The organism is Bacteroides sp. HPS0048 (assembly GCF_964240755.1).
Taxonomy (GTDB): domain Bacteria; phylum Bacteroidota; class Bacteroidia; order Bacteroidales; family Bacteroidaceae; genus Bacteroides; species Bacteroides nordii.
In genome coordinates this window covers 147,020-171,934 of record NZ_CAXSVC010000001.1, presented here as the reverse complement: position 1 = coordinate 171,934, position 24,915 = coordinate 147,020, and the positions used below count along the sequence as shown (strand labels likewise).

The 24,915-nt window shown below is 37.2% G+C and carries 14 protein-coding genes; 4 read left to right on the top strand and 10 right to left on the bottom strand.

The annotated features are described in order from the left end of the window. Positions 1–22 precede the first annotated feature (22 nt). Genes ACESQI_RS00645 through ACESQI_RS00635 form a run of 3 tightly spaced genes read left to right on the top strand, consistent with a single transcriptional unit; the run spans position 23 to position 5,767 of the window. Positions 23–1,558: a sulfatase-like hydrolase/transferase gene (locus ACESQI_RS00645; protein ID WP_373125339.1), complete on the top strand. Its 1,536-nt coding sequence runs from the start codon at positions 23–25 to the stop codon at positions 1,556–1,558. 27 nt (positions 1,559–1,585) lie between these two features. Next, positions 1,586–4,624, top strand: a complete 3,039-nt coding sequence (locus ACESQI_RS00640; protein ID WP_373125338.1) for a chondroitinase family polysaccharide lyase — start codon at positions 1,586–1,588, stop codon at positions 4,622–4,624. 18 nt (positions 4,625–4,642) lie between these two features. Next, a complete protein-coding gene (locus tag ACESQI_RS00635) occupies positions 4,643–5,767 on the top strand; it encodes a glycoside hydrolase family protein (protein ID WP_320908708.1) in 1,125 nt (374 codons plus the stop codon). Positions 5,768–6,292: 525 nt separating this feature from the next. Here the strand turns inward: ACESQI_RS00635 and ACESQI_RS00630 are convergent. From ACESQI_RS00630 to ACESQI_RS00605, 6 genes are all read right to left on the bottom strand, one after another. Further along, positions 6,293–7,015: a hypothetical protein gene (locus tag ACESQI_RS00630; RefSeq protein ID WP_373125337.1), complete on the bottom strand. Its 723-nt coding sequence runs from the start codon at positions 7,013–7,015 to the stop codon at positions 6,293–6,295. A gap of 74 nt (positions 7,016–7,089) precedes the next feature. Continuing rightward, a complete protein-coding gene (locus tag ACESQI_RS00625; protein ID WP_025866565.1) occupies positions 7,090–7,509 on the bottom strand; it encodes a hypothetical protein in 420 nt (139 codons plus the stop codon). An 11-nt stretch (positions 7,510–7,520) separates the two neighbouring features. Continuing rightward, positions 7,521–7,985, bottom strand: coding sequence for a hypothetical protein (locus tag ACESQI_RS00620; protein ID WP_081768100.1), 465 nt, complete (start codon positions 7,983–7,985; stop codon positions 7,521–7,523). A 107-nt stretch (positions 7,986–8,092) separates the two neighbouring features. Further along, positions 8,093–8,566, bottom strand: coding sequence for a hypothetical protein (locus tag ACESQI_RS00615; RefSeq protein WP_025866563.1), 474 nt, complete (start codon positions 8,564–8,566; stop codon positions 8,093–8,095). A 237-nt stretch (positions 8,567–8,803) separates the two neighbouring features. Beyond that, on the bottom strand, positions 8,804–9,217 hold the full coding sequence (locus ACESQI_RS00610) for a hypothetical protein (RefSeq protein WP_373125336.1): 414 nt from the start codon (positions 9,215–9,217) through the stop codon (positions 8,804–8,806). Positions 9,218–9,365: 148 nt separating this feature from the next. After that, positions 9,366–9,782 carry a hypothetical protein gene (locus ACESQI_RS00605; RefSeq protein ID WP_007483326.1) on the bottom strand — a complete coding sequence of 139 codons (417 nt, stop codon included), beginning with the start codon at positions 9,780–9,782 and terminating at the stop codon, positions 9,366–9,368. 203 nt (positions 9,783–9,985) lie between these two features. Between ACESQI_RS00605 and ACESQI_RS00600 the strand changes: the two genes are divergently transcribed. Continuing rightward, positions 9,986–10,855, top strand: coding sequence for a transposase (locus tag ACESQI_RS00600; protein WP_007484362.1), 870 nt, complete (start codon positions 9,986–9,988; stop codon positions 10,853–10,855). A 24-nt stretch (positions 10,856–10,879) separates the two neighbouring features. On the opposite strand, the gene ACESQI_RS00595 is transcribed toward ACESQI_RS00600, so the two are convergent. The 4 genes from ACESQI_RS00595 to ACESQI_RS00580 all read right to left on the bottom strand — a co-directional run bounded on the left by ACESQI_RS00595 (position 10,880) and on the right by ACESQI_RS00580 (position 24,865). Next, positions 10,880–14,230 carry a DUF6443 domain-containing protein gene (locus ACESQI_RS00595; RefSeq protein ID WP_373125335.1) on the bottom strand — a complete coding sequence of 1,117 codons (3,351 nt, stop codon included), beginning with the start codon at positions 14,228–14,230 and terminating at the stop codon, positions 10,880–10,882. A gap of 259 nt (positions 14,231–14,489) precedes the next feature. After that, a complete protein-coding gene (locus ACESQI_RS00590; protein ID WP_373125334.1) occupies positions 14,490–20,234 on the bottom strand; it encodes a DUF4627 domain-containing protein in 5,745 nt (1,914 codons plus the stop codon). A gap of 78 nt (positions 20,235–20,312) precedes the next feature. Then, the gene (locus tag ACESQI_RS00585) at positions 20,313–21,803 is read right to left on the bottom strand and encodes a RagB/SusD family nutrient uptake outer membrane protein (RefSeq protein ID WP_025866557.1); all 1,491 of its coding nucleotides are present in this window, start codon (positions 21,801–21,803) and stop codon (positions 20,313–20,315) included. A 17-nt stretch (positions 21,804–21,820) separates the two neighbouring features. After that, positions 21,821–24,865 carry a SusC/RagA family TonB-linked outer membrane protein gene (locus ACESQI_RS00580; protein ID WP_373125333.1) on the bottom strand — a complete coding sequence of 1,015 codons (3,045 nt, stop codon included), beginning with the start codon at positions 24,863–24,865 and terminating at the stop codon, positions 21,821–21,823. Positions 24,866–24,915 lie beyond the last annotated feature (50 nt).

Sequence of the window (24,915 nt, the reverse complement as noted above, 5' to 3'; positions counted from 1 at the left end):
AAATCCTTAAATAATAAAAACCATGAAACAGGTATTGTATACTTTGCCTCTACTATCCGGTATCACTTTGATAACAAGTTGTGGAGTCAGTGCCCAAAAAGAAACAGGAAATAACAAACAACAGAAACCTAATATTATCTATATTTTTGCAGACGATCTTGGTATTGGTGATCTCAGTTGTTATGGGGCAACCAAGGTTAGTACCCCCAACATTGACCGACTGGCGGGACAAGGTGTACAGTTCACCAATGCCTATGCAATTTCCGCCACCAGTACCCCTTCCCGCTTCGGACTATTAACAGGTATGTATCCCTGGCGACAGGAAAACACAGGAATTGCTCCAGGCAACTCCGAATTAATTATTGATACTACTTGTGTCACGATGGCCGATATGATGAAAGACGCAGGATATGCCACTGGTGTAGTGGGGAAATGGCATCTCGGATTAGGTCCCAAAGGAGGAACCAATTTCAATCAACAGATATCTCCCAATGCACAAGACATCGGTTTCGATTATGAATTTGTGATTCCTGCTACTGTAGATCGCGTACCTTGTGTGTTCGTAGAGAATGGACGTGTTGTAAGACTCGACCCGAATGACCCGATTACAGTCAGCTATAATCACAAAGTGGGCAACTGGCCTACAGGTGAAGAAAATCCGGAGTTGGTTACACTCAAACCCAGCCAAGGCCACAACAATACAATCATTAATGGTATTCCCCGCATCGGATGGATGACAGGAGGAAAATCGGCTCTCTGGAAAGACGAAGATATAGCCGATATCATCACCAATAAGGCTAAAAACTTCATTTCACAACACAAAAATGAACCGTTCTTCCTGTATATGGGTACACAGGATGTACATGTTCCCCGCATTCCACATCCCCGTTTTGCAGGCAAAAGCGGATTAGGTACCCGTGGTGATGTTATTCTGCAATTAGATTGGACAATCGGTGAAATCATGAATACACTGGATAGCCTGAACCTTACAGAAAATACAATGCTAATCTTCACAAGCGATAATGGTCCGGTCATTGATGACGGTTATCAGGACCAGGCTCTCGAACTGCTGAACGGTCATACCCCTATGGGGATTTACAGAGGTGGCAAATACAGTGCTTATGAAGCTGGTACACGCATTCCATTCATCGTTCGCTGGCCGGCAGGTATCAAACCAAGTAAACAACAAGCCCTTTTCTCCCAAATAGACGTTTATGCCTCTCTTGCTTCTTTACTGAAACAACCTTTGCGAAAGGGGGCAGCTCCCGATAGCCAGGAACATTTAAGAGTACTATTAGGTAAAGAAGCTGCCAATCGTGACTACGTTGTGCAACAGAACCTGAATAACACGCTTGCTATCATCAAGGGACAATGGAAATATATTGAACCCAGTGATGGACCAGCCATCGAGTACTGGACAAAAATGGAATTAGGCAATGATAAACGTGCTCAACTATACAATCTGTCATCTGATCCTTCCGAAAGACAGAATGTGGCAAACGAACATCCCAAAATAGTACAAGAGTTATCTGCTTTATTAGAAGAAGTAAAGAAATAAATATCTTATTTTTAATACACAATTCATATGACAAAATACAAATCTATCAGAAATGGTATCTGTGCTACCATAATGGCGGTTACACCTATCCTGCTTTCAGCACAAATAGTGAAACATGACAGACTTCTGTCTTTCGAATCGGCAGAAGTACCTTCATTTATTTCCGGTACAAACTCCGGTCTATCCATCTCCGACCAACATTATAAAGACGGTACGCACTCCCTGCAATGGAAATTCCAGCCAGGGAGCAGTATCACCATTGATAAAGATCTGAAATTCGAAAAAAAAGATCCGACAGGAGTTGATAAATATCTGTCAGTCTTTGTGGTATGGATATACAATGAAAAGCCAATAGCCCAAACTATGCAATTCGAATTTCTGAAAGATGGGAAAGTATGTACTTCGTTCCCTTTCGGATTGAATTTCCATGGATGGCGGGCTGCCTGGGTATCTTATGAACGGGATATGCAAGGGACCCCCGAAGAGGGAATGAACAAAATACGCATTACCGCTCCCGATGTTCCGGGCGAAATATTCATTGATCATTTGCTCACAGCCGCTAAAATGGACCATCGTTATCAAACAGCCGATTTACAAGTGCCGTTTGTTAACAAAGAAACCGGTAATCATTGGTTATTTGCATTAAAATATTCTCAATTAACTCCGGATATCCCACTGGAAAAGACAGTTAGTAACCTGCAACATAAGGAAATAAAAGTAATAGAAAATCGTCTGCGGGAAATAATATGTCCTCCAAGTGAAGTTACTCCGCAAACGATAGCTAACCTGCGCAAAGCATACGAATCCTACGGTATAACATACAAAGATGGCAAAGTTTCCGGACTTCCTCTTTTTTACGGACGTGCAGGCGAAGCTTACGAACGCATTCTGCCCGATTGGAAAGGAAATATAATGGCCGCTAATAACATGGAAGTTAGCAATTTCTTTAGTTTAATGAACAGAATCGCCGTAGCATATAACAATGCAATAAATCCTCAGGACAAAGATGCGCTCAAGCAAATGTTTATTACAATGTATGATCATATTACCGATCAGGGGATAGCATATGGCAGTTGTCTGGGTAATATCACCCATTACGGTTATAGTTTCCGTCCTTTCTTTACTGCCTATTTTCTGATGAAAGAAGTGTTCCGGGAAATAGGGAAACAAGAAGAAGCAGAAAAAGCAATGCTTTGGTATTCGACTGTAAACGATGTATATAATAAACCGAAAACAGCAGGTATCGATATCGATTTCTTCAATACACTCAGTACCGGGCGTATCGCCAGCATCCTGTTCATGGAAGATACTCCTGAGAAAGTACAGTATCTGAAATCCTACTCACGATGGCTCAATAATGGTTGTCTACCGGCTGAAGGGTTGAATGATGCCTTCAAAGCAGATGGTTCCGCCTATCACCATTGTAACAATTATCCGGCTTATGCAACAGGCGGTCTGACAGGAGCTACCAACATGATTTATCTACTGAGCCATACCGGTTTTGCAGTATCAGAGCTGGCTCATCAGACAGTGAAAGAAGTACTCCTCACCATGCGTTTCTATTGTAACAAACGTAGTTTCCCTCTCTCAATGTCCGGACGTCATCCCAATGGGAAAGGAGAGTTAATCCCCGAGCATTATATTCTAATGGCTCTGGCAGGCTCCCCTGACCGGAAACAAGATATAGACACAGACATGACCAATGCCTATTTACGCCTGACAGAAGCACCGTATAAGTGCAACAAACGAGAAGAATCTTTCAGAAATCTATTTTCTGCTAAAGGATTTAGTCCGGAACAGGATCCCGAAGGGAATAAGGCAATGGGATACGCTTGTGTGTCCATACAACGTCGTAATAACTGGTCGGCAGTGGCCCGCGGTCATTCGCGTTATCTATGGGCTGCCGAGCACTATCGTGGTGCAAACCTTTTCGGACGTTATCTGGCCCATGGTAGCCTGCAAATCATGACTGCCCCTCAGGGAGAAGAGGTATCGTCTACCAGCGGCGGATGGCAGGAAGAAGGTTTTGACTGGGGACGTATCCCAGGAACTACAGCCATTCATCTCCCGGTAGATCAGTTGGAAGCCAATATTCTCAATGTAGACGTGTTTTCGGGATATGAAGAAATGCTATATTCGGACGAAGCATTTGCAGGAGGTATCTCACAGGAACACAGGAACGGAGCATTCGGAATGAAGCTGCACGAACATGATAAATACAATGGCTCACACCGCGCCCGTAAATCTTTTCATTTCTTTGACGAAGTGATTGTGTGTCTTGGCTCGGATATTGAAAATACAAACAATGAATATCCTACAGAAACAACCATCTTCCAGCTTGCAGTAAAAGATGATGCCGGACATAACTATTGGAAAGATTATCAAGGCAACGGAAAGTACTGGATAGATCCCATCGGAACAGGTTATTATGTTCCCGTCGCTGCCAAGTTCGAAAAGAATTTTCCGCAATACTCACGTAAGCAAAATACCGGAGAGAAAACCGAAGGAGACTGGGTATCACTGACTGTCGATCATGGCAAAGCACCCAAAGGAGGCTCCTACGAATATGCGATTCTTCCGCAGACAACCCAAACAGAGATAAGCAGTTTCGCTAAAAAGCCATCTTATAAGGTACTTCAAAAGGATCGTAATGCACATATCGTACGCGATCTGAAGAGTAATACTACCTCTTATATCTTATTTGAAACTCCGGATGTGTTGCCGAAAGGCCTCATACAAAAAGTAGATACCTCCTGCCTCATCATGTTACGTGAGCATAAGCAGGAAGCCGTACTTACCGTATGCCAACCCGACCTGGCACTCTATCGGGGTCCTTCGGATGATATATACGATGAACAGGGAAAACGCATCGAACGCAGTATTTACTCCCGTCCCTGGATAGGAAATCCAAGCCAATCGATCCCCGTCCGTATCGAGCTAAAAGGCAAATGGGAAATCGATGAAACTCCCGAATGCAAAACAGTCTCCTCAGATACTAAAAAAACAGTATTAGAGTTTACCTGTACAGATGCAGCAAGCCTGGAAGTAAAACTTCATAAGAAATAAAACGAAGGAGATTAAAGTATGAAAAACAGCATTCTATTTATTATATATCTTTTGTTGGGAACTACAATGTACGCCCAAACATTGCAAGAGGTACAACAAAAGAAAATAAAGTCCCAAAATCCATTATTCCGGAAACTTGGAAAAGCTTATAAAGCACCGGCCTTCGAATGTGAAGGCTGGTGGGTATGGGGAAGTTCTGTCATTAAAGGAGATGACGGTAAATATCACATGTTCGTATCCCGTTTTCCGAAATCTCTTCCTTTCCATCCGGGATGGATGGTAGCATCGGAAATTGTACACGCCACCAGTGATGTTCCACAAGGACCTTATAAACTATCAGACATCGCGTTGGCAGAAAGAGGGGCACAATACTGGGACGGACGTTCGGCACATAACCCACGTATCTTAAAAGAGGGAGATACTTATTATCTGATTTACATGGGATCCACTCACCCCTTCGATACGCCTACTGCAGAACAACTTACCTTGGAAAGTCCGTGGTGTATAGTAGCCCGTAGCAATAAAAGAGTGGGTATTGCCAAATCCAAATCTCTCTACGGTCCGTGGACACGCCTTGACGAACCTATCCTAAAAACCAAGCCCAATACTTTTTATAGTTTTCTGACGTCAAACCCCTCTCCTATTGTAGAAGAAGATGGTTCGGTTACAATGATATTCAAAGCCCGGGAATACATCGGTAATGACAAATACTCCGATATGGCTTTAGGAATTGCCAAAGCAAAGCATATAGAAGGTCCTTATGAAGTACAGAACAACAATCAGCCCATCTTTCAGGTAAACGGTCAAGGAGAGGCAGAAGATCCGTTCTTATGGAAAGACAAAGATGGATATCACATCATCTTTAAAGATCATGTAGGAAAATACACCATCGAGGCCAAAGCCGGAGCTATGGCACACTCAAAAGATGCGACTCACTGGACAGTAGATAAAGACGCACAGGCCTACTCCAAAACATTGGAATGGGAAGATGGCACAGTAACTACCCAGGGACAACTGGAACGCCCCTTCATCTTTTTTGAAAACGGTGAACCTGCTTATATATTCTTTGCAACGATGGATGGGCCCGGAGGGTTTGAAAATGCAACGCGGTCATGGAATATGGTAATTCCGATTATGAAGTAAAAATGTATAAAAAGGAAACCGGTATTCCTGCTCTTTCCCTTATCCTTTTCATACTTATGAGAGTCAGGAATAAAACTTGCTTTTCTTCCTGAAAGAAGTTCTCCTTCTTATAGAATGAACTATAACCGCAACTTTTGGTTGTATAAACAAAACTTTTAGTTATATAATCAAAACTTTTGGTTTTATAACCAAAAGTTACGGTTATAGATTTATTAGGAAGAAAGATATCTTTTTATTGGGAGAAAATACTTTATTTTCAGGAAGAAAAGAGAATTATTATTGAAAGATGATGGTGAGAGAAAATAGATATAAATAAAATGCCTGACCGATAAACAAGCCTGCTTAAAAAACATAACTTGTGACAGCTTTCTCAGAAAGAGAGGGTAAAAGTCAAAAGCCGGACCAAGCTATCCGTAGGTCTCTTTAGAAACACAGATGAACGCAAATTAACGCAGATTTCATTCAATCTTTGCGTAAATTCTAGCGTTCATCTGCGTTTTTATTACAATATTTTTCTTCATAAAATTATCTCTTCCTATATTTTGTATTCCAATTCAGTAAACTTTTTACAGTATATACAACCCCTGTTTCAGAATCATGTACATAAGGATATGGCTCCTTCGCATATCTCTTCAAATAGTTTGGTCCATTATTTATTTTACTTCGCATATATATCATTGTAGACCTTTGCCCTGATGTTATATTTCTTCCACTACCTTGTTTCATTAAATTATTTAAACCTGTAGCGGTACCATGAGTTAGTCCTGCAGCATGTCCAAATTCATGTAGGGCAGTCTGAATATTATTTGAAAAAAACGTATTAGAGAACCAATTATCATTTGTATAGTCGCTTGATGCTAAGTTTAGAACTTTTCCCCCTAGCATGTTAACTGCTCCTCTTGCACTCTGTCCATCAGCATCACGGAGAACAAATAAATGATCTGAATCCATAACATCATCCATTGAACTAACTGCATCTAATTGGACATCTGTTTGCAAAGTATAAGTTTGTCCTTCAAATTTAAATACTCCACTAAATACATCTGAAATACCAGAAGCAATATCCGAAGCAGCTCGATTTACGTTAATACCATCACTTGAACTATCAATAATCTTGCCTGTCACATGCATTGTAACTACATCTTTATCAATAGTATACCAGATACTATCTCCATTTAAATCAATCGCATTTATCGGATTATTCGCACAATACGCATAGGGAGAAATTGAATAAATGCATATTTTCATCTGCAGTTAGTTCTTCTTTCATGTAAAATTTCCCTTTTCTTTTTTTATATACATGTATTGTAAAACATTATTTGTTAAGCTATAAAAAGCATTGGAGATTTGTGAACACTTATATTAAAGTGTTGCCCTCTATACTCACCTGGAATATCCAAAATATCTCCATAATACTCTATAGTCATAAAAGTAACTAAAAATGTATTTAATTCCACTTCTTCAGCAAGCTCTCCATTCATTCTAACAGCTATTTTATGATTACCAGATGTCGTTTTAGCAGAATATCGTTTATACCAATGAAATCCGTTTTCAATTTCCTCATCTATGATTTTAATTCCGTCTATAAAAATCTCCAATTGGGCAGGATCCACCAAAGATTCATTAGCTATATAAAATATCAAGTTTCCTTCATATTTTACTTTATAATACAATTGCTGTAAAATGCCACACACAAGTATCCCTAAAAAAACAATAAAAAATATTCTCTTTAGCTTTCTCATATAAATTCAAATTATTCTGTATAAAACGGATTAAAATTAGTCCATACCCCAAAACTGGACCGAGTACGAGAAGGAATTCTTTTGCTAAATACACCCGGAAAAGTTTCTATTATCGAATTATACTCTGCCAAAGCTTCTTCCCCCATACCTAATGTGTCTGCCCTAAAAAATTCAATATGGACGTATTGATTAGGAAAAAGAAAAACTTTATTTTCCTGATCAATGTCCGCTTTTTTAGATGATATATTAATTTTATGAAACCCATATCTTAATTTCTCATTGAGTATAGTAGGGAAAAAAGGAGAACTATGCAAAGAATCATCGAGAACTAATTTATCATCAATTTTCAGTTGAACATCAATAACCATAGGAGAATAAGAATAATCTCCTACATAAATATTGGTACTAACTTTTATAGAAAAGAAAGATATGACTAAAAGAATCCCAAACAATATTACTACAATATTTTTCTTCATAAAAATTACCTCCTTCCATAAATATCTACCACCCTTCATGAACTATAGTTTAGAATAAAGAGTTATCTTTCTTCCTACACCTTATTCATATTGCAGAGCAAAATAAGTTATTGAGTATAAAATGGATTAAATTTACTTTCTATTAAAAACTCAGGCTGACGATAACCTGGCATTTTCTTTATAAGTAATTTTTGTGAAACATCTACTGAATCATTCCCTTCTTTAAATACTTTCTTTTTCAAGGTTAATATATCGGTTCCAGAAAATCCAACAAAAATGTACTGGTTAGGAAAAAGTAAAATTTTACTTTTTTGATTAATATCTGCTTTCTTAGACAACACATCAATTTTATGTACCCCATATCTTAACTTCTTACAGATTATGGTAGGGAAAAATGAAGAGCTACGCAAAGAGTCCTTAAAAATTAGCTTATCATCAATTTTTAGTTGAATATCAATGGGTGTGGAAGAACCAGAGTAGTTCCAAACATAAATATTGGTATTAACTCTCATAAAAAGGAGAACAAAAAAAGACACAATGAAAAGCCCCCCAAATAGTTTTATTACAATATTTTTCTTCATAAAATTACCTCTTCCTATATTTTGTATTCCAATTCAGTAAACTTGTTATAGTATATACAACACCTGCTTCAGAATCATGTACATAAGGATATGGTTCTCTCTTATATCTCATCAAATAGTTTGATCCGCCATTTATGCGACTTCGCATATTCATCATTGTAGCCCTTTGCTCCGATGTTATATTTGTTCTACTTCCACCTGGTTCCATTAAGTTATTTGAACGGGGATCAGTATGAATTAGTCCTGCGGTATGCCCAAATTCATGTAGGGCAGTCTGAATATTATTTGAAAAAACGTATTAGAGAACCAATTATCATTTGTATAGTCGCTTGATGCTAAGTTTATAACTTTTCCCCCTATCATGTTAACTGCTCCTCTTGCACTCTGTCCATCAGCATCACGGAGAACAAATAAATGATCTGAATCCATAACATCATCCATTGAACTAACTGCATCTAATTGGACATCTGTTTGCAAAGTATAAGTTTGTCCTTCAAATTTAAATACTCCACTAAATACATCTGAAATACCAGAAGTAATATCCGAAGCAGCTCGATTTACGTTAATACCATCACTTGAACTATCAATAATCTTGCCTGTCACATACATTATAACTACATCTTTATCAATAGTATAAGATGCTATCTCCATTTAAATCAATCGCATTTATCGGATTATTCGCACAATACGCATAGGGAGAAATTGAATAAATGCGTATTTTCATCTGTAGTTAGTTCTTCTTTCATGTAAAATTTCCCTTTTCTTCTTTTATGTATATGTATTGCAAAACACTATTTTATTAAGCGATAAAAAGCATTGGAGATTTGTGAACACCTATATAAAAGTACTTTCTATATTTATCAGTGCTATCCAAGATATCTCCATAATACTCTACAGACACAAAAGTAACTAAAAATGTATTTAACTTTATCTCTTCAATAAACTCCCCATCTATTTTAACAGTTATTACATGATTACCTAATGTTGTTTTAACAGAATACTGTTTTACCAACTGAAATACACTTCTTATTTTATCATCTACAACTTTTATTCCATCTATAAAAATCTCTAATCGGGCAGGATCCGCCGGAGATTCATTAGTTATATAAAATACTAAATTTCCTTCATATTTAACTCTATAATACAATTGCTGTAAAATGCCACACACAAATAATACTGAAAAAATAATCAAAAATATTCTCTTTAGCTTTCTCATATAAATTCTCATTAATTATTAATGCGAATCAGCAGTTGATAATCATCTACCTTTTTCGCTTGTTAAAATGTTATTATTCAGTTAATTATCTCATTAATTAGTTTTCTAATCTCCTTGAAAATCAGTATATTAGAAGAATAAAACCACTCATTGTTCTAATTATGATTCCCAAGGAGAAAGAATTAAAACTTATAAAAATATATATGTATATCTGCGATGTTTACGAGTCTTCACTCAAGTTCTACTGCCAGAGGTTCAGTAATAACAATCATCCAATCTTTACCGATCAGGAACTGCTTACTGTATATCTGTTCTGCGGAGCTTATCAGCAATACTTTAAAATCAAAGACATACATACCTTTACCAAAGAATACCTGCTTTCATGGTTCCCTGACTTGCCTTCTTACCAAACATTCAATTATAGATTGAATTTGATGCCGGAAGCAATCAGCGAACTCGTCAGGCAGTTAATCCATTCATTCAAACCTCAAGATTGTGACAGTATGAAATCATTAGTTGACTCGATGCCTATCATTACTTGCGCAGGAAAGAACAAAGTAGGAAAGGTCGCCACTGAGATTACTTCCAAAGGATATTGTTCGACAAAGAACATGTATTATTTCGGACTAAAACTCCATGCAGTGGCTTTCCGTAGAAAAGGAACTATACCTTTTCCTGAAATGCTCATACTTTCCGCTGCTGATGAAAATGACTCCACTGTATTCAAAAGAGAATGTGTGGGAAATCTGAACAATAGAGAAATATATGCCGATAAAATATATTCGGATATGCCATTCTATAAAGAGACGAAAGAATCCAAAAAACTCGAGCTATTTACTCCTGTAAAAGCTATCAAAGGAGAATCACCTGAAATAACAAAAAGGGAGAAAGCGGCAAGAGACTTGTTTTCAACGGCAGTCTCAAAAGTCAGACAACCCATTGAATCATTATTCAACTGGTTGAATGAAAAAACAAATATTCAAAGAGCGATGAAAGTCAGATCTACATCTGGACTTCTGATACATACGATGGGAAAAATTGCCATCGCATTAATTACTCTAATTTTTAACTAAGGAATCAAATACTGATTCGTATTATTAATATATAACATATAAACGGGCAGCTCCCAACCCTCTATTAGGCTTTTTCTTCCTTATTGCGCCTCCTGCTGAAGGACTACTATATCTAACATATTCCCAATTGTTTCCTTGATTTAAAAGACCTTTTCTATAACTACTATATATCGATTGTAATTGTTCATTATTCATTTTAGTACTTCTCATCCACAAAATTCCTCCAGGATTTTCCTTCATCAATCCAGAGGTATGCTTTAGACCAGCCAAATGCCCAAATTCATGAGCTGCGGTTCCTGGTCCTACATTACCGATGCTGGTATCCAAGAACCCAGTAAAATAATCGGCATTAATAAATGTAACTTTCCCTCCGGAAACATTAGCTACACCTTGCACAGTTTCGCCCAAAGGAGAGTCTATATCAGCTAAAGCAAACAAATGATCGCTTTCTGCAACATCATCCATTGAATTTGCTATAGATAAATCTACATTAGTTGAAAAAGTAATACCATTATCATCTTGTCCATTAAAAGAAGATTCTATTTGAGAAGAAATTCTTTTAGTTGCATTAACCATATTAATTCCTGAATTGGATGACACATTTATTACTTTACCGGTAACATTCATAATTACCCCTATCAAATTACGACCACCATCCTTGTTTATTACATACTTCCCATCTTCATCCTTCTCCCATTCATAAGAAAAAGAAATATCGCGGCCATCCGGATCTATAAACCGTATCGGATTATTCATACAATATGCATAAGGAGAAATTGAATAATATTTCTCACATAAAGGGTCTACACCAATCCAACTGGGAACATCATTACGTTGATATCTTGCTCCAAAATCATGCCAATCTAACCCATGCATCTTATCAAGTTCCTTCCCTCCAAACTTATAAGGCTGATTACTTATAACAGTTTCTTCCCCAAATGAACCTCCGAAAGGATAATAGTGGTTAATCTGCTTTATTGTTTCTCCATCTTGCTTTACCACCACACGATTATTGCCCAAATGATCCCTCAAATAATAATGATATGTATATTTAAATCGATTCTCAAAAGTTACATAACCTTCCGGAAGTAGTAGCATATAGTCAGTTCCAAAATGGACTAGATTTTGGCAGTATTCGTTCCAAGTTTCTTCTAACACCTCAGATGGATATAGTCCTTTCTCTTCCACCCCATCTTCAACAGTGATACGCCCTCCCATAGGTATAACTACCCCAGCTCTCGCAGTAGCATAATACGCTTTTCTTTTAGAGCCATCATTACCATATGAATAATCAATACTGTGTCCATTTTTAAAATGGATAAACGTAGGTTGATTCAGATAATTATATTGGATAAGAGCAATACCCTTATTATAGTCTTGAATTAAATTTCCATTCCCATCATATACATATTCTATTTCTCTATCGGAATCATTTACGAAGTTAGATACACCATAACGCAACGGATCTGTGGCTGCATCATCTACATATTTCAATTGATTACCATTATATTCTAATGTTAAATTATCTATCAACCCATACGATGTGGCATTTGATTTCCCGTAACGGCGTAGACGCTTGATGTTTCCATTTAAATCATATTCATCAATCAATTCACTAAAATGATTTTCATTTATATTATAAGCGACACCTTCACTATATATGGCAGAAGTCATCCGATTTAAACCATCATAGCTCAATTTGTAATTACGTAAAGTTGAACTATTAGAAACTTCCCAATCAAAAGCACTTATGTTGCCATTGTAGCACGCCTTCGAAGGACCTGTATTATAATACAAATGCTCTTTAAAATGCTTATTTGTGATGTCACTTATCCAGTTACGAATATTGTAGGAATAGTTTATAGAAATTGCTCCATTATGTAACTTTTTCATTTGCAATCGCCCTATATCATCATATAAGTTTTCAGCAAGCGTAATAACAGGACTATCACTTGTTTGATTCTCAGCTATTATCTGATGTTCGATTTTATGTACCCGATCTTGCCCATCGTAATGATACATATAAATTTCGTGGGGATTAAGAATTCTCATAGGAAGTCTTATATGATAAACTCGTTCTACTTTTAAAGGCTGTCCAGTAAAAGAGTAATCTGTTGTTTCACTAATTTCAGAACCTGAAGATTGAATTAATTGACCTTTTGAATCATAATAATATGCCATAGCCTGCCAAACATTTTCTCCCGTAAGGAGTCCGGTAGCCTTGACTGTAGGTAATGGAAATCTGCTTCTATCAGTAAAACTTGGCAATTCAAGAAAATCATAATTATCATAATAATATACTTTCCTAACCGAAGGAGATATTAGACTGAAGTTACTATTATATCCGCTATTCCCAATAGTATTAGTTGTATTGGAAAACACTCCAGTGATAATATCATCTCTCGCTTCATCAATATTGTTATTTGAACATATACCATATAAAAGTGTACGCCCAAGTTTATCATAGACATAAAAGTCCCATTTTGGAGTATCCTGCGCACGTTGCAGGCTATCTTGAGAAAAAACCAATCGATCTGCCTTATCGTAAACATATATAACAGGGCCACATCCTGGGATTTTTTTCCAAATGCAACGACCACGATCGTCATAACGGTATTGATAAGCATATAAGTCAATATCCGCTTTTTGCTGGTACATAGGCGAAAGGACAAAACGTAGGTTATCCAAATCATCATATATATAATAAGTATCATGAGAAATGTTATCTGACAGTTGCCGAGTCAATATTTGTTTTCCTCGCATATCAGTAAAAACATATGATACATTTCCATCTTCATCAGTTTGCATTGTTACATATAAAGAAGCCGGCCTATAGTTGCCTTCAATTTCCAAATTACCACTACTATTGACTTTGTAATATTTGCAAGATAATACTCCATTTTCTTGATTCACCAAATAGTCTATTCTAACAGGATGCTCTCTCCACGCATCACCCACACCATACTGAGCTACCACCCTATTTAAAGGGGAAGATTCATAAAGAGGTTCGCTATAAGGACGTGAATCATTTTCGTAATATCCTGAAAGTTGCGCTTTAATAGCAGTAGGCTCCATATAATCGCTGCTTATAGGTAGTGGCAACCATGACTTTCCCTCACGCCCGGCACTATCATATTCTTGTAGTGTAGCTATGATGTTATCTGCCTTATTTACCTGAAGAAAAGGGCGTCCAAATCCATCTACATATTGTATCTGATCAACATACTTATCCCCCGCCTCATTCAGCATAGTACGTGTACGTACATAATTTTGCGTGGTAACTTGTCCAAACAAACAATTAGTAATGCCACAACACCAAACAGTAATGAGAATAAAAAGCAATTTACCTATCCTTATAAATAATGTTTTTCCCATAATAACTTATATTTTAGAAAAAAGGTTTCTACAAAACTAACAGATGAAATAGATAAAAGCAAATTTTATTATGAATATTTTCAAAAGAAATTACATATAGACCTATATAAAGAGGGAAATAGTATTTAAAATAATATTCTCTGTTATAGATTTATTTGTTTAATATTTTTTTTCAAAAAAGAAATCAATTAAAGAAAAACACCGACCCTTTCGAGCCGGTGTTCCAATCAAAGGTTAGAAAAATTACGAAATCGAAAGGTTATCTAATTACAACCTTCACTGTTTTATCACTGATCTTCACAATATAACATCCTTGCTGATCAAGAGTGAAACGTGCCGATCCGTCTACGTCAACAGATTTAATAACCTGTCCGGCAACATCATATACCATAGCTGTTCCCACAGCATTTACAACAAATACGTCGTGTCCGGCTGTATAAACGTGTGCCTGTTCTGACTGATCTACTGTGGTTATGCCTACAGCGTCTTTATCAACTAAGTCAATATATACAGGTTCTCCCTCAGTAAGAGTAAGATCAATCTTTGTAGTTTTATCACTTTGTGGAGTGATAGTAACACCGTCGATTGCATCACCATTCAGAACCCACTCTCCATCCAAAACAATGCTGGTTTGTGTAGGAGTAGCTACCCAACCGTAAACATTATCCGCTTGCGGACGTAAGTTAGGATTAGAAATAGCCAATGAAAGCATCTTATCATTAACACCGGGTTTCTCCATCAACAGCATTTCTGAAGCAGTAGATTTCAGACGACCGAAGTTCAAACCGTCTACAGCTGTAAAGATAGAATAAGCTGTAACTTTGGCAGGTTTGTAAGCCAGCGCGTGAAGTTTTTCATTCTGAGCTTTTATCTCAAAAATTTCACCTCCCTTGTTAGCCATCTTAGCTGCCAGTTCTGCCATATCAGTTACATTCGTTGCCGGAACAGCTACAAAGACATATTCTTTACCAGAAGTTTTTACACCATGATTAATATATGCTTTGGCAGCAGTTACAGTCACAGGATCATCTACATTATCACCGGTTTCATTCGGAGAACTTTGTTCACCATGCTTAATGATAATCGGATCATTGCCTTTGGGTACAAAATATCCGGTACCTTGTGGTGTAACCATCCATAAATCTGCTGACGAATCATTTGTTTTAGCTTCCGCACCAGCTGCCATTGTTTCACCGTTTACTACCAGATCACCACTTACTTCAGAGTCAATACCCTGGAATAAATTAGTTGCAGTAATCATGTCGTCACCATAAGCTCCGGATGCAGAGATATTGCTACCCAAACTGATCAACATTCCATCAAATGCATATACCGATTTCTTAAATGTCAGGTTTGTTGGTGTAAAACGTAGACTACCCCATGAATCATCCTGATCAAATTCAGCACCAAACATACCACAATCTTTCCATGCTAAAGCACCGGCAAAGTTGGTTGTTTTTGAATATTGATCAAAACGATCAGTCACATTCTTGTTAGGCATCATTTCTTTCCAGGAAGTATAATGTACAGTGGTTGCACCTGCTTCTACATTCCAATCCCATCCACCAGTCACTTTAGTACCAAGGCTTGCATTCTTTTTCGGGAAACCGGAGTTCTCCATTGCACCATCATACATCACTTCAAGAGTTCCGTGTGCCTGATAACGTCCAAAACGGTTCGTTTTACTATAAACCTCACCTCCCCAGAACTTAGTAGTCGGACAACGCATCGTAGCTACCCAATTATTCTGACGATAGATACCGGCAGGACTATAATTGAACTGATAGAATCCGTCTACATCAGCTTTATTGACTCCTGTATAGAAATCTTCCATAAAGAAGTAATTGTATTGAGCAGCCAGTTCAGCATCAATACCTGTACCAAGGATATCACCACCTGTTTCGATCAGCTTCTTAAATAAGTCTTTTTTGAATGTGATTTCAGTACCACCTATCAATGGATGACGTCCTGCCATGCTATTAGCAAAAAGATGGATATCATTTTCTGATTTAGTAGACATCATATACAATGTTACTACCGCTTTTTTGATACGTTCATAGGCATCTTTGTTAATACGGAAACTTGTACCTTTCAAATAGCTGATATATTCTACCCAAGTATTATATGCATACATATAATTATTATACTGCGTATTATGGTGGAACCCTGTACCGTCCGGTTTAAGGATATCATTACTACCTGGAGCATACTCACTTGCATTCTCCAACAATTGAGTCAGGCCTTTCAGATTTTCTACAGCCTCATTCTGATCAGCAGCATTGACTGCACATGTATACAGATTAGGCAAGAAGTTATAAATGTAGTCCGAACTAAATTGTGACAGGATATATTCCAGAGGAGCATAAGCCAAATTAAATTCTATCATCCATTTTACACCTTTCACAATTTCGGTTCTTTGTTCATCTGTATAAGCATTCATAGCATTGAGGAATCCAGCCGGAATGCCCTTCACATTCGTATAATCACTATAAGTGAGTCCACTAAAATTATACAAAATACCTTGATCAATGATCAGATCAACCAGATTATTGAATGCCGTCTTCACTTGCTGGTTATTGACAGATGCTGCCATAATCTCAATATCAGAAGATAACTCTTTCAAATAATCCAAAGTCAGTTCCTTAGGAGTTGGCATTACATTACCTGATACAGTACCATCGCTGTTTCTTACAATATTCATCGCAGACACTTTACTAAGCAATTCTCTGATTTTACCAGTATTTCCTACAGGTGTTCTCGCAAATTGAGGTTTCAATGTATTCAAATCTGCAATCTCTGCCTCTGTTGCTGTTCCTGGAACTACATCCGCACCGAAGTTGTATACTTTCAATAAGCGAGAATTGTCTGCATTCAGATATTCAGTATCCAATACCATCATATCGGGATACTGGCGTTTACTATCAACAACAGCATTAAAGTCTACATTATCAAGAAGAATCTTTTGTCCGTTACCTTCCTTAGCAGCATAGATAAAACGTACTTTCTTCACACTTGCATTCGCCTTATTAGCATATTCATCATATGCACGACTGAACTCACGCCAGCCTTTGAAATTTACCAGAATAGTAGCTTTCTTAACAACCTTATCATTAGCATCCAAGAATTCTGTGTAAATAGTATCATTATTAGCACTCGTACTATAAATATTGAAGAATGCAGCATTCTGAGGACTTACAGCCAAATTCTTACTGAACGGAAGTTCTAATGTTGCTTTATCAGCAGCATTCCAGCACAAAGCTTGTACTCCCTTCTTGAAATGTTCTTTAGTCAGACTAAGTTCACTACCGGTAGCTTTCCACTCTGAAGGTACTGTTGCTTCTTCAAAATCATACTGGATAATCAATTTCTGATCTTCTTCATCAATATCAGCTATCTTAGTAAAGCTCACATTATCAATATAAACCGTTGCATTTTCTTTGTTACCTAAGAAACAAATATTCATGTTAGTTAAATCAACGTCTGTAGCATTTTTAACAATACCCTGATCAAAGGTCCACTGATACATACTATTAGCTGTTTTTGATAGGTTAAAGTCAACATAATACTCTTTCCACGTACTAGTTAAAGTAAAGTTCTGCCAACATCCGTACCATTTTTGTGTCGGATCACTTGGTTTTCCAGTTTCTTTTATAAAGAAATTGTTCGTATTACTATTATCAGCATCCGTCGTACGTGTATAGATTCTCAATTGCCCACCATCATCTGAACGACCCAAGAAGGAGAAACGATAAATACCTTGAGGAATAGTTCCTTCAATACGTTGAGATAATACTGTTGTATACCAGGAGAATGTTTGTCCCGTGATAGCTACTACTTTTCCCTGAGTTGCATCGTCACTTACAGTAATAGTAACTGGTTTGGTTTCGTACTGTTGATCTTTATAAGCAACCCATTGCCCGAGAACCTTCGGTTCTTCCAATTGTAAGGTCAAATCCGGATTTGATTCAAAACCTGAATCTTTTACCAAATTCTCTCCCGGTTGATCGGGTTCCTCAGGATCCGATAAATCCTTCACAAGGATAAATGATACATTATCTATCAAGATAGTTTTATCTGCAACATCTCCCTGGAAACAAATACTGAAATTAGTTAAATCAATTTCATCAGCATCTTTTGCATCACTTAACGGTACACTATACATGCTGGTAATTGTCTTCGTAAGGTCAAATTCTACAGAATATTCTGCCCATTCGGTAGTTAAAGACGTGTTAAAATAAGAGCCATACCATTTTGATGCAGGATCAGACGGTTTTCCGGTTTCCTTAATAAAGAATTTCTGTACATCCTTACCACCAGCGTCAGTCAAACGAATAAAGACTTTTGCTTTACCACCATCTGCAGACTTACCCCAGAAAGAGAGTTTATAAATACCTTTTTTAGCTGTAGTCTCAATACGTTGTGCAAAGAATGATGTATACCATGAAGATGGTTTACCTGTGTAAGAAGCCACTTTACCTTTGGTAGCATCATCAACAACCGCATAACTTATTGCAGCTTTTTCGTTAGCAGGATCTTTATAAGTCAACCATTCACCAAAAATAGCAGGACTTGCATCAAACGTTTTTGTAAAATCAGCATCATTAAAATCGGCATCTTTTATTAGATCAGTCGGTTCTTCAGGTTCCGGCTCAGACAAATCCTTTACTAATTCCAATTTTACATCATCTATTAAAATAGTTTTAGCTTCAATATCACCTTGAAAACAAATACTAAAATTAGTCCAATCTACCTCGTCTGCATCTTTAGCGTCACTTAATGGTACACTATACATACTAGCAATTGTTTTCGTAAAGTCAAATTCTACAGAATATTCTGTCCATTCAGTAGTCAATGATGTACTATAAAAAGAACCATACCATTTCGATGCAGGATCAGACGGTTTTCCGGTTTCCTTAATAAAGAATTTCTGTACATCTCCTCCTGCAGCATCCGTTAGACGAATATAGGTTTTTACTTTACCACCATCAGTTGATTTACCCCAGAAAGAAAGTTTATAAATACCTTTTTTCGCAGTAGTTTCGATTCGTTGAGCAAAGAAAGAAGTATACCAAGAAGATGGTTTACCTGTATAAGAAGCAACTTTACCTTTAGTAGCATCATCAACAACCGCATAACTAACCTCATTTTTTTCATTCTTAGGGTCTTTATAAGTTACCCATTCACCGAAAACTGAAGGAGTTGTATCAAAGGTCTTAGCGAAATCTGCATTATCAAAACCTGAATCTTTTATTAAAGCATCTCCCGGTTCTTCCGGCTGCTCCGGTTCTGACAAATCTTTCACCAGTTCAAGTTTAACATCGTCAATCAGAATATTTTTATCAGCATTTTCACCTTGGAAGCAGAGAGTAAAATTAGTTAAATCCACATCAGTTGCATCGACAGCATCGTTCAATGTCATATCGTACATAGTCTTACCGACCTTTGTAAAATCAAACTCTACCGAATATTCTTTCCACTCCGTAGACAAACTTTGATTATAGTAAGTACCACGCCATTTTGCAGTGGGGTCAGTTGGCTGATCAGTATACTTTATAAAATAAGTTGAACCATCAGTATCACTAGCCGTGGTAGTTCTAAAAAAAGCTTTCACTTTACCGCCATTTGCAGATTTACCCCAGAAGGAGAGCTTATAAATACCTTTTTTAGCAGTGGTTTCAATACGTTGTGCGAAAAAAGAAGTATACCAAGAAAGTGATCTGCCAGTAAATGAACCGACTTTACCACGGACAGGATCGGTTACCACTTCATAAGATACAGTATTGGTTTCTTTCGCATCTGTATAAGTAACCCATGAACCATATACACGCGGTTCATCAGTAAATGTTTTTGAAAAATCTGCATTATCAAAGCCAGAATCCTTAATCAGATTCTCAGCTGTAGCCAAAATTTCCGTAGTCTGAATATTCTCTTCATACCACGTTATTGCAGCCGAAGCCAATCCGGCACAGCCCAGAAAGGACAGTGTTAAGAAAATGTTTTTCATAAATTTTATTGGTTTTGTGGAGAAGTTACTTTTAAAAAAGTAACTTCTCCGAATTATATTCTAACTAACAAAAAGCTATTAACGAGGATTTTGAGTGAATCCACAAGCTTGTACCTCTGCAGAAGGAAGGGGCATCAAATAGACATCTCTATTATTTTTAGTAACACCATATTTATCAATTCCCGCTTTCATGTCCGGATTGAGTTGATTAGCATCCCACACTTTTTCTGTCCTGACAAGTTGGAACCAACGCTTAAATTCACAGAAGAATTCCCAACCTCTTTCATCAAATACAGCTTTATCAAAATCTTCTTCACTCAAACCGGGAGTCAATGGGTTTTCAACACCACCCATAGCGCGTTTCCTAACATCATTAATACATTTGTAAGCCAATGTATTAGGAGTATGCTCTGCTTTATTCTGAGCCTCAGCATACATTAACAAAACATCTGCATAACGATAAATCGGAGTAATACCCAAAGACTGTGCAGAGCTCACACCACCATAATCACGATACTTATTAATAGCAGGAGACTTCATTGTAGTATTTTTATAACTGACTTTTCTTCTGTTAATTATAAATTCATCTATAAAATTAAACTCTTTACGTTCATCATCCGGATAGTTTTCATAGAAATAAGGATCAGCAACATAGTCAGACCAAGCTGCAGTAGACTCTTCAATAATAAAATATGATTTACCATAATTACTATACATGGTAGTAGAATGATTCAAAGCAAAAATATGTTCTGTATCATCACTTTTAGTAGCTTCTTTCCAAAGATCCTCATAATGTGGCAACAAATCATATCCACCCTTGTCAATTATTTCAAAAGCCTTATCTCTTGCATCAGCATAATACTGAGTTTGTTTCAGCGGCCAACCAGCCATTGTCAAATAAACCTCTGCCAAACAAGCTTTAGCAGCCCATTTAGATACTGTGGAATTAGGAGCAGTAGTACGCCCACGATTAGGCAATAGCATTTCAGCAAACTGCAAATCGGGAACAATCAGCTTTTTATAAATATCCTCTACTTTATTTCGAGTAATTGTTGTATTACCCAAGAAATCTTTCGCACATTTTGAATCAGTAAATGCAGGTACATCACCAAACCAACGGACTAAATTAAAATGAGCAAATGCTCTCATGAAATAAGCTTCACCCAAATATTGTTTTTTCTCCTCTGTAGTCATTGAAGATGTTGCCTCCAAACCCTCAATTAACTGATTACTTCCTTGTATAAGTTTATACATATTATCCCACATGGTCATAAAATCATTCTCCATGCTTCCCATATCAATATGTAATTGATCCCAATAAACACCACGTTTACTATAAGAACCACAAGCAACATCATCTGCCCCCAATCCCATCAATATGGTACGGCAATTGTATGCATAGTTACCTCCCCAAAGAGAAGTGTATAAACCATTTGTCAAACTTGTTACGTTCTCTTCTGTATATTCAATGTTCTCAGGTGTAGGAAAACTCAGAGGCTCCTGAGATAAATCTACACATCCAGCAAACAATATACCACTAATCCCCAATGTTATAATTAGTTTTTTCATACTTTGTGATTTTAATTTTAGAATGCAAAATTAAGTCCTATCAAATAGTTACGCCCATTAGGATAATATCCCCAATCAATACCAGAAGTCAATGGACTCTTCAAAGTTACTTCCGGATCGATACCAGAATATCCTGTAAACAGGAATGGATTCTGAATAGACGCATAAACTCTAAGTTTGCTAATCCCCGCTTTACTCAAAGTTGTGTTTGATAAAGAATATCCCAATGTTATACTTTTTACCTTTACAAAATCACCTTTTTCCACAAACTGAGAAGAAGGAGTCAAAGCATTAATCCCGTCTACAAAACCCACTATATCCGTATTCTCGTTTTCTGGTGTCCAACGATTTGCCCATTCCGGATTAGGTCCAAGAGAGATAAGGCCATTTGAAGCAAAACGAGCTTCACGCGTATAGTTATAAATATCAAACCCATGCACTCCCATAACAAATATACCCAAATCGAAATTCTTATAAGTCAGTGTATTATTCCATCCCCACTGGAAAGACGGTTGCCCATTACCAATAGCAGTCTGGTCATCTTCATTAATACCTTCTACACCATCAATGTCTTTAAATTTATACGAACCTGCCGCTGTCCCCTTAGGAGCATCCGCCAATTCCCATGACTTCCATACACCATCACTGACATATCCCCACATAGTACCTAGTTTTTGCCCCTTTACATTACGGAAGTATCTATTTTCATAATTTCCACTAATAACCATATAAGATTTGTCGCTATACAGTTCTTCAATAGTACCTTTATTATGAGACAAAGTGATATTGGTATTCCAATTAAAATCTCTGGTAGCAACTGGATCTGCCCCAATAGTTATTTCAAAGCCTTTATTCAAAATATGGGCAGCATTCTCCAGTCGGCTTGAGAAACCTGTATAATGCGGAGCATCTACCTCTAAGAGTACATCTTTACTCAACTTATGATAAACATCTAATGAAACAGTCAAACGGTTATTAAATGCACCAAAATCGATACCACCATTCCATTGTTGCGTTCTTTCCCATCTTAGATTAGGGGTTCCAATACGCTCAGTAGATAAAGCCAAATGATTCTGATCATTTCTTGTAGCTTTCAGTTTGGTATATTCTGAATAAGCTGCTACAGCCTGATTACCTGTTTCACCATATCCCAAACGTAATTTCAATTGACTTAATAAGTCCACATTTCGTAAGAAACTTTCCTGTTTTGCATTCCATGCCAAAGCAACAGAAGGAAATTGTTCCCATCTATTGTCTTTATTCAATCGGGAAGAACCGTCATAACGCCAAGAGGCCGTTAACATATAACGATCCATAAACACATAGTTTACACGTCCCATCCAAGACATCATCGTTGTTTTAGTTCTATCGCCAGAAGCATACATTATATCACCCAAAGCGGTATTATTTGCACCAATAACAGTCGATACCAATCCTCCTTTAGCCTCTGTCTTATGAATAAAGTCATCCGAATACATTTGTTCAAATACAGCTGTGGCATTAATTCTATGGTTTCTATTGAACTCTTTCACATAGGATAGTATATTCTGATTTGTCCAACTATAATTCTGCGTACTTGTAGCCGTAGCACTTGTCTTATCCCCATTAGCCATCACTGTAGTATAACTATCTCTACCATAAGTTGACCGAGCCACATAATCTCCAAAAGTAAATCCTTGCGTCATTCTAAAAGTCAGACCTTTAAGAATAGTAACATCAGCATAACCCTGAATACGAGAAGTATATCTATATCCATTACTATCTATCTCCCAAATATGTCCCATCGGATTATACTGAGGGCCAGTCAGATTTGCGTTATTGTATTTTCCGTTTTCATCTTTGGGTAAAATGGTATTCGGAAAAATCAAAGATTCTATCAAAACTCCACGATACTGACTAAAACGAGGCCCTTGGCTCTTAGAATAATTACCCCAAAGATTAGCACCAAATTTTAGCCAGGGTTTGATCTCTGTATCAACCTTTAAACGATAATTATAAGTGTCTGCACTTGAACTCTTAGCAGTACCTTGATTATTATTGTAACTTCCTGAGAATAAAAATTTAGTTTTTTCACTACCACCGGAAATTGAAAGTTCATGATTGTTCTCTATAGCAACATCACGGAAAATATTTCCTACATAATCATATACATTTTCACCTCTATCAAAAGCTTTGATTTGCTCGTCTGAATAAAAACGATATGGGGTACCATCCTCATTAGCCGGTCTAAGCGCTGCTCCATATTCATTTGCTAATCTTGCAAAATCACCTGGTTCCATTACATCCGGAAGATTATAAGGAGTTTTAAAATTTACATAACCACTGTATTCTACTCTTACTTTACCTGCTTCCGGATTACGAGTGGTTACTAATATTACACCATTCGCACCACGAGAACCATATATAGCAGTAGCAGAAGCATCTTTCAACACTTCAATAGATGCAATATCCGAAGGATTTAATGAACTAAGCGAGCCACCAATAAAACCATCAATAACTACCAACGGACCACTATCAGCTTGTATAGAGTTCATACCACGCACACGAATAGTAGAAGAAGAACCTGGCTGTCCAGAAGAGGATACGATACTTACACCAGCCAAACGTCCTTGAAGAGAAGAAGTGATATCTGCCGCAGGTGCACTCTTGATCACATCGCTTCCTTTTACAGAAGCAACAGAACCTGTAAGGTCAGACTTTCGCTGTACACCATATCCGACAACAACAACTTCATCCAAAGTTTGTGTATCATCAGCAAGTTTGACAGTAAAATTCTTCTTTCCTGCAACGGGAATTTCCTGTGTCTGATAACCGATATATGAGACTACCAACGTAGCATTAGAAGGAACATTATCCAGTTTAAAATTTCCATCAATATCGGTTATTGTACCGCTTGTAGTACCTTTCACTAAAACCGATGCCCCGATTACGCTTTCTCCAGTGCTGTCGAGGACCTTACCCATAATAGAGGAGACCGATTGTGCAAGAGTCGTTTGTGTCAATAAAAAACTGACAATGAAAAAGCAGACGAATTTCACTGACAATAAAATGACTTTCTTCATAGTGTTATAATTTTAAATTATTAAAAAAGGAAGATACGAAGAACGGTGTT

Coding starts and splice junctions, on each gene's coding strand:
- ACESQI_RS00605 (WP_007483326.1), bottom strand. CDS start 9,782: ATGAGAAAGCTAAAGAGAATATTTTTGATTATTTTTTCAGTATTATTT.
- ACESQI_RS00615 (WP_025866563.1), bottom strand. CDS start 8,566: ATGAAGAAAAATATTGTAATAAAACTATTTGGGGGGCTTTTCATTGTG.
- ACESQI_RS00580 (WP_373125333.1), bottom strand. CDS start 24,865: ATGAAGAAAGTCATTTTATTGTCAGTGAAATTCGTCTGCTTTTTCATT.
- ACESQI_RS00635 (WP_320908708.1), top strand. CDS start 4,643: ATGAAAAACAGCATTCTATTTATTATATATCTTTTGTTGGGAACTACA.
- ACESQI_RS00585 (WP_025866557.1), bottom strand. CDS start 21,803: ATGAAAAAACTAATTATAACATTGGGGATTAGTGGTATATTGTTTGCT.
- ACESQI_RS00630 (WP_373125337.1), bottom strand. CDS start 7,015: ATGAAAATATGCATTTATTCAATTTCTCCCTATGCGTATTGTGCGAAT.
- ACESQI_RS00640 (WP_373125338.1), top strand. CDS start 1,586: ATGACAAAATACAAATCTATCAGAAATGGTATCTGTGCTACCATAATG.
- ACESQI_RS00595 (WP_373125335.1), bottom strand. CDS start 14,230: ATGGGAAAAACATTATTTATAAGGATAGGTAAATTGCTTTTTATTCTC.
- ACESQI_RS00620 (WP_081768100.1), bottom strand. CDS start 7,985: ATGAAGAAAAATATTGTAGTAATATTGTTTGGGATTCTTTTAGTCATA.
- ACESQI_RS00610 (WP_373125336.1), bottom strand. CDS start 9,217: ATGGAGATAGCATCTTATACTATTGATAAAGATGTAGTTATAATGTAT.
- ACESQI_RS00625 (WP_025866565.1), bottom strand. CDS start 7,509: ATGAGAAAGCTAAAGAGAATATTTTTTATTGTTTTTTTAGGGATACTT.
- ACESQI_RS00600 (WP_007484362.1), top strand. CDS start 9,986: ATGTATATCTGCGATGTTTACGAGTCTTCACTCAAGTTCTACTGCCAG.
- ACESQI_RS00645 (WP_373125339.1), top strand. CDS start 23: ATGAAACAGGTATTGTATACTTTGCCTCTACTATCCGGTATCACTTTG.
- ACESQI_RS00590 (WP_373125334.1), bottom strand. CDS start 20,234: ATGAAAAACATTTTCTTAACACTGTCCTTTCTGGGCTGTGCCGGATTG.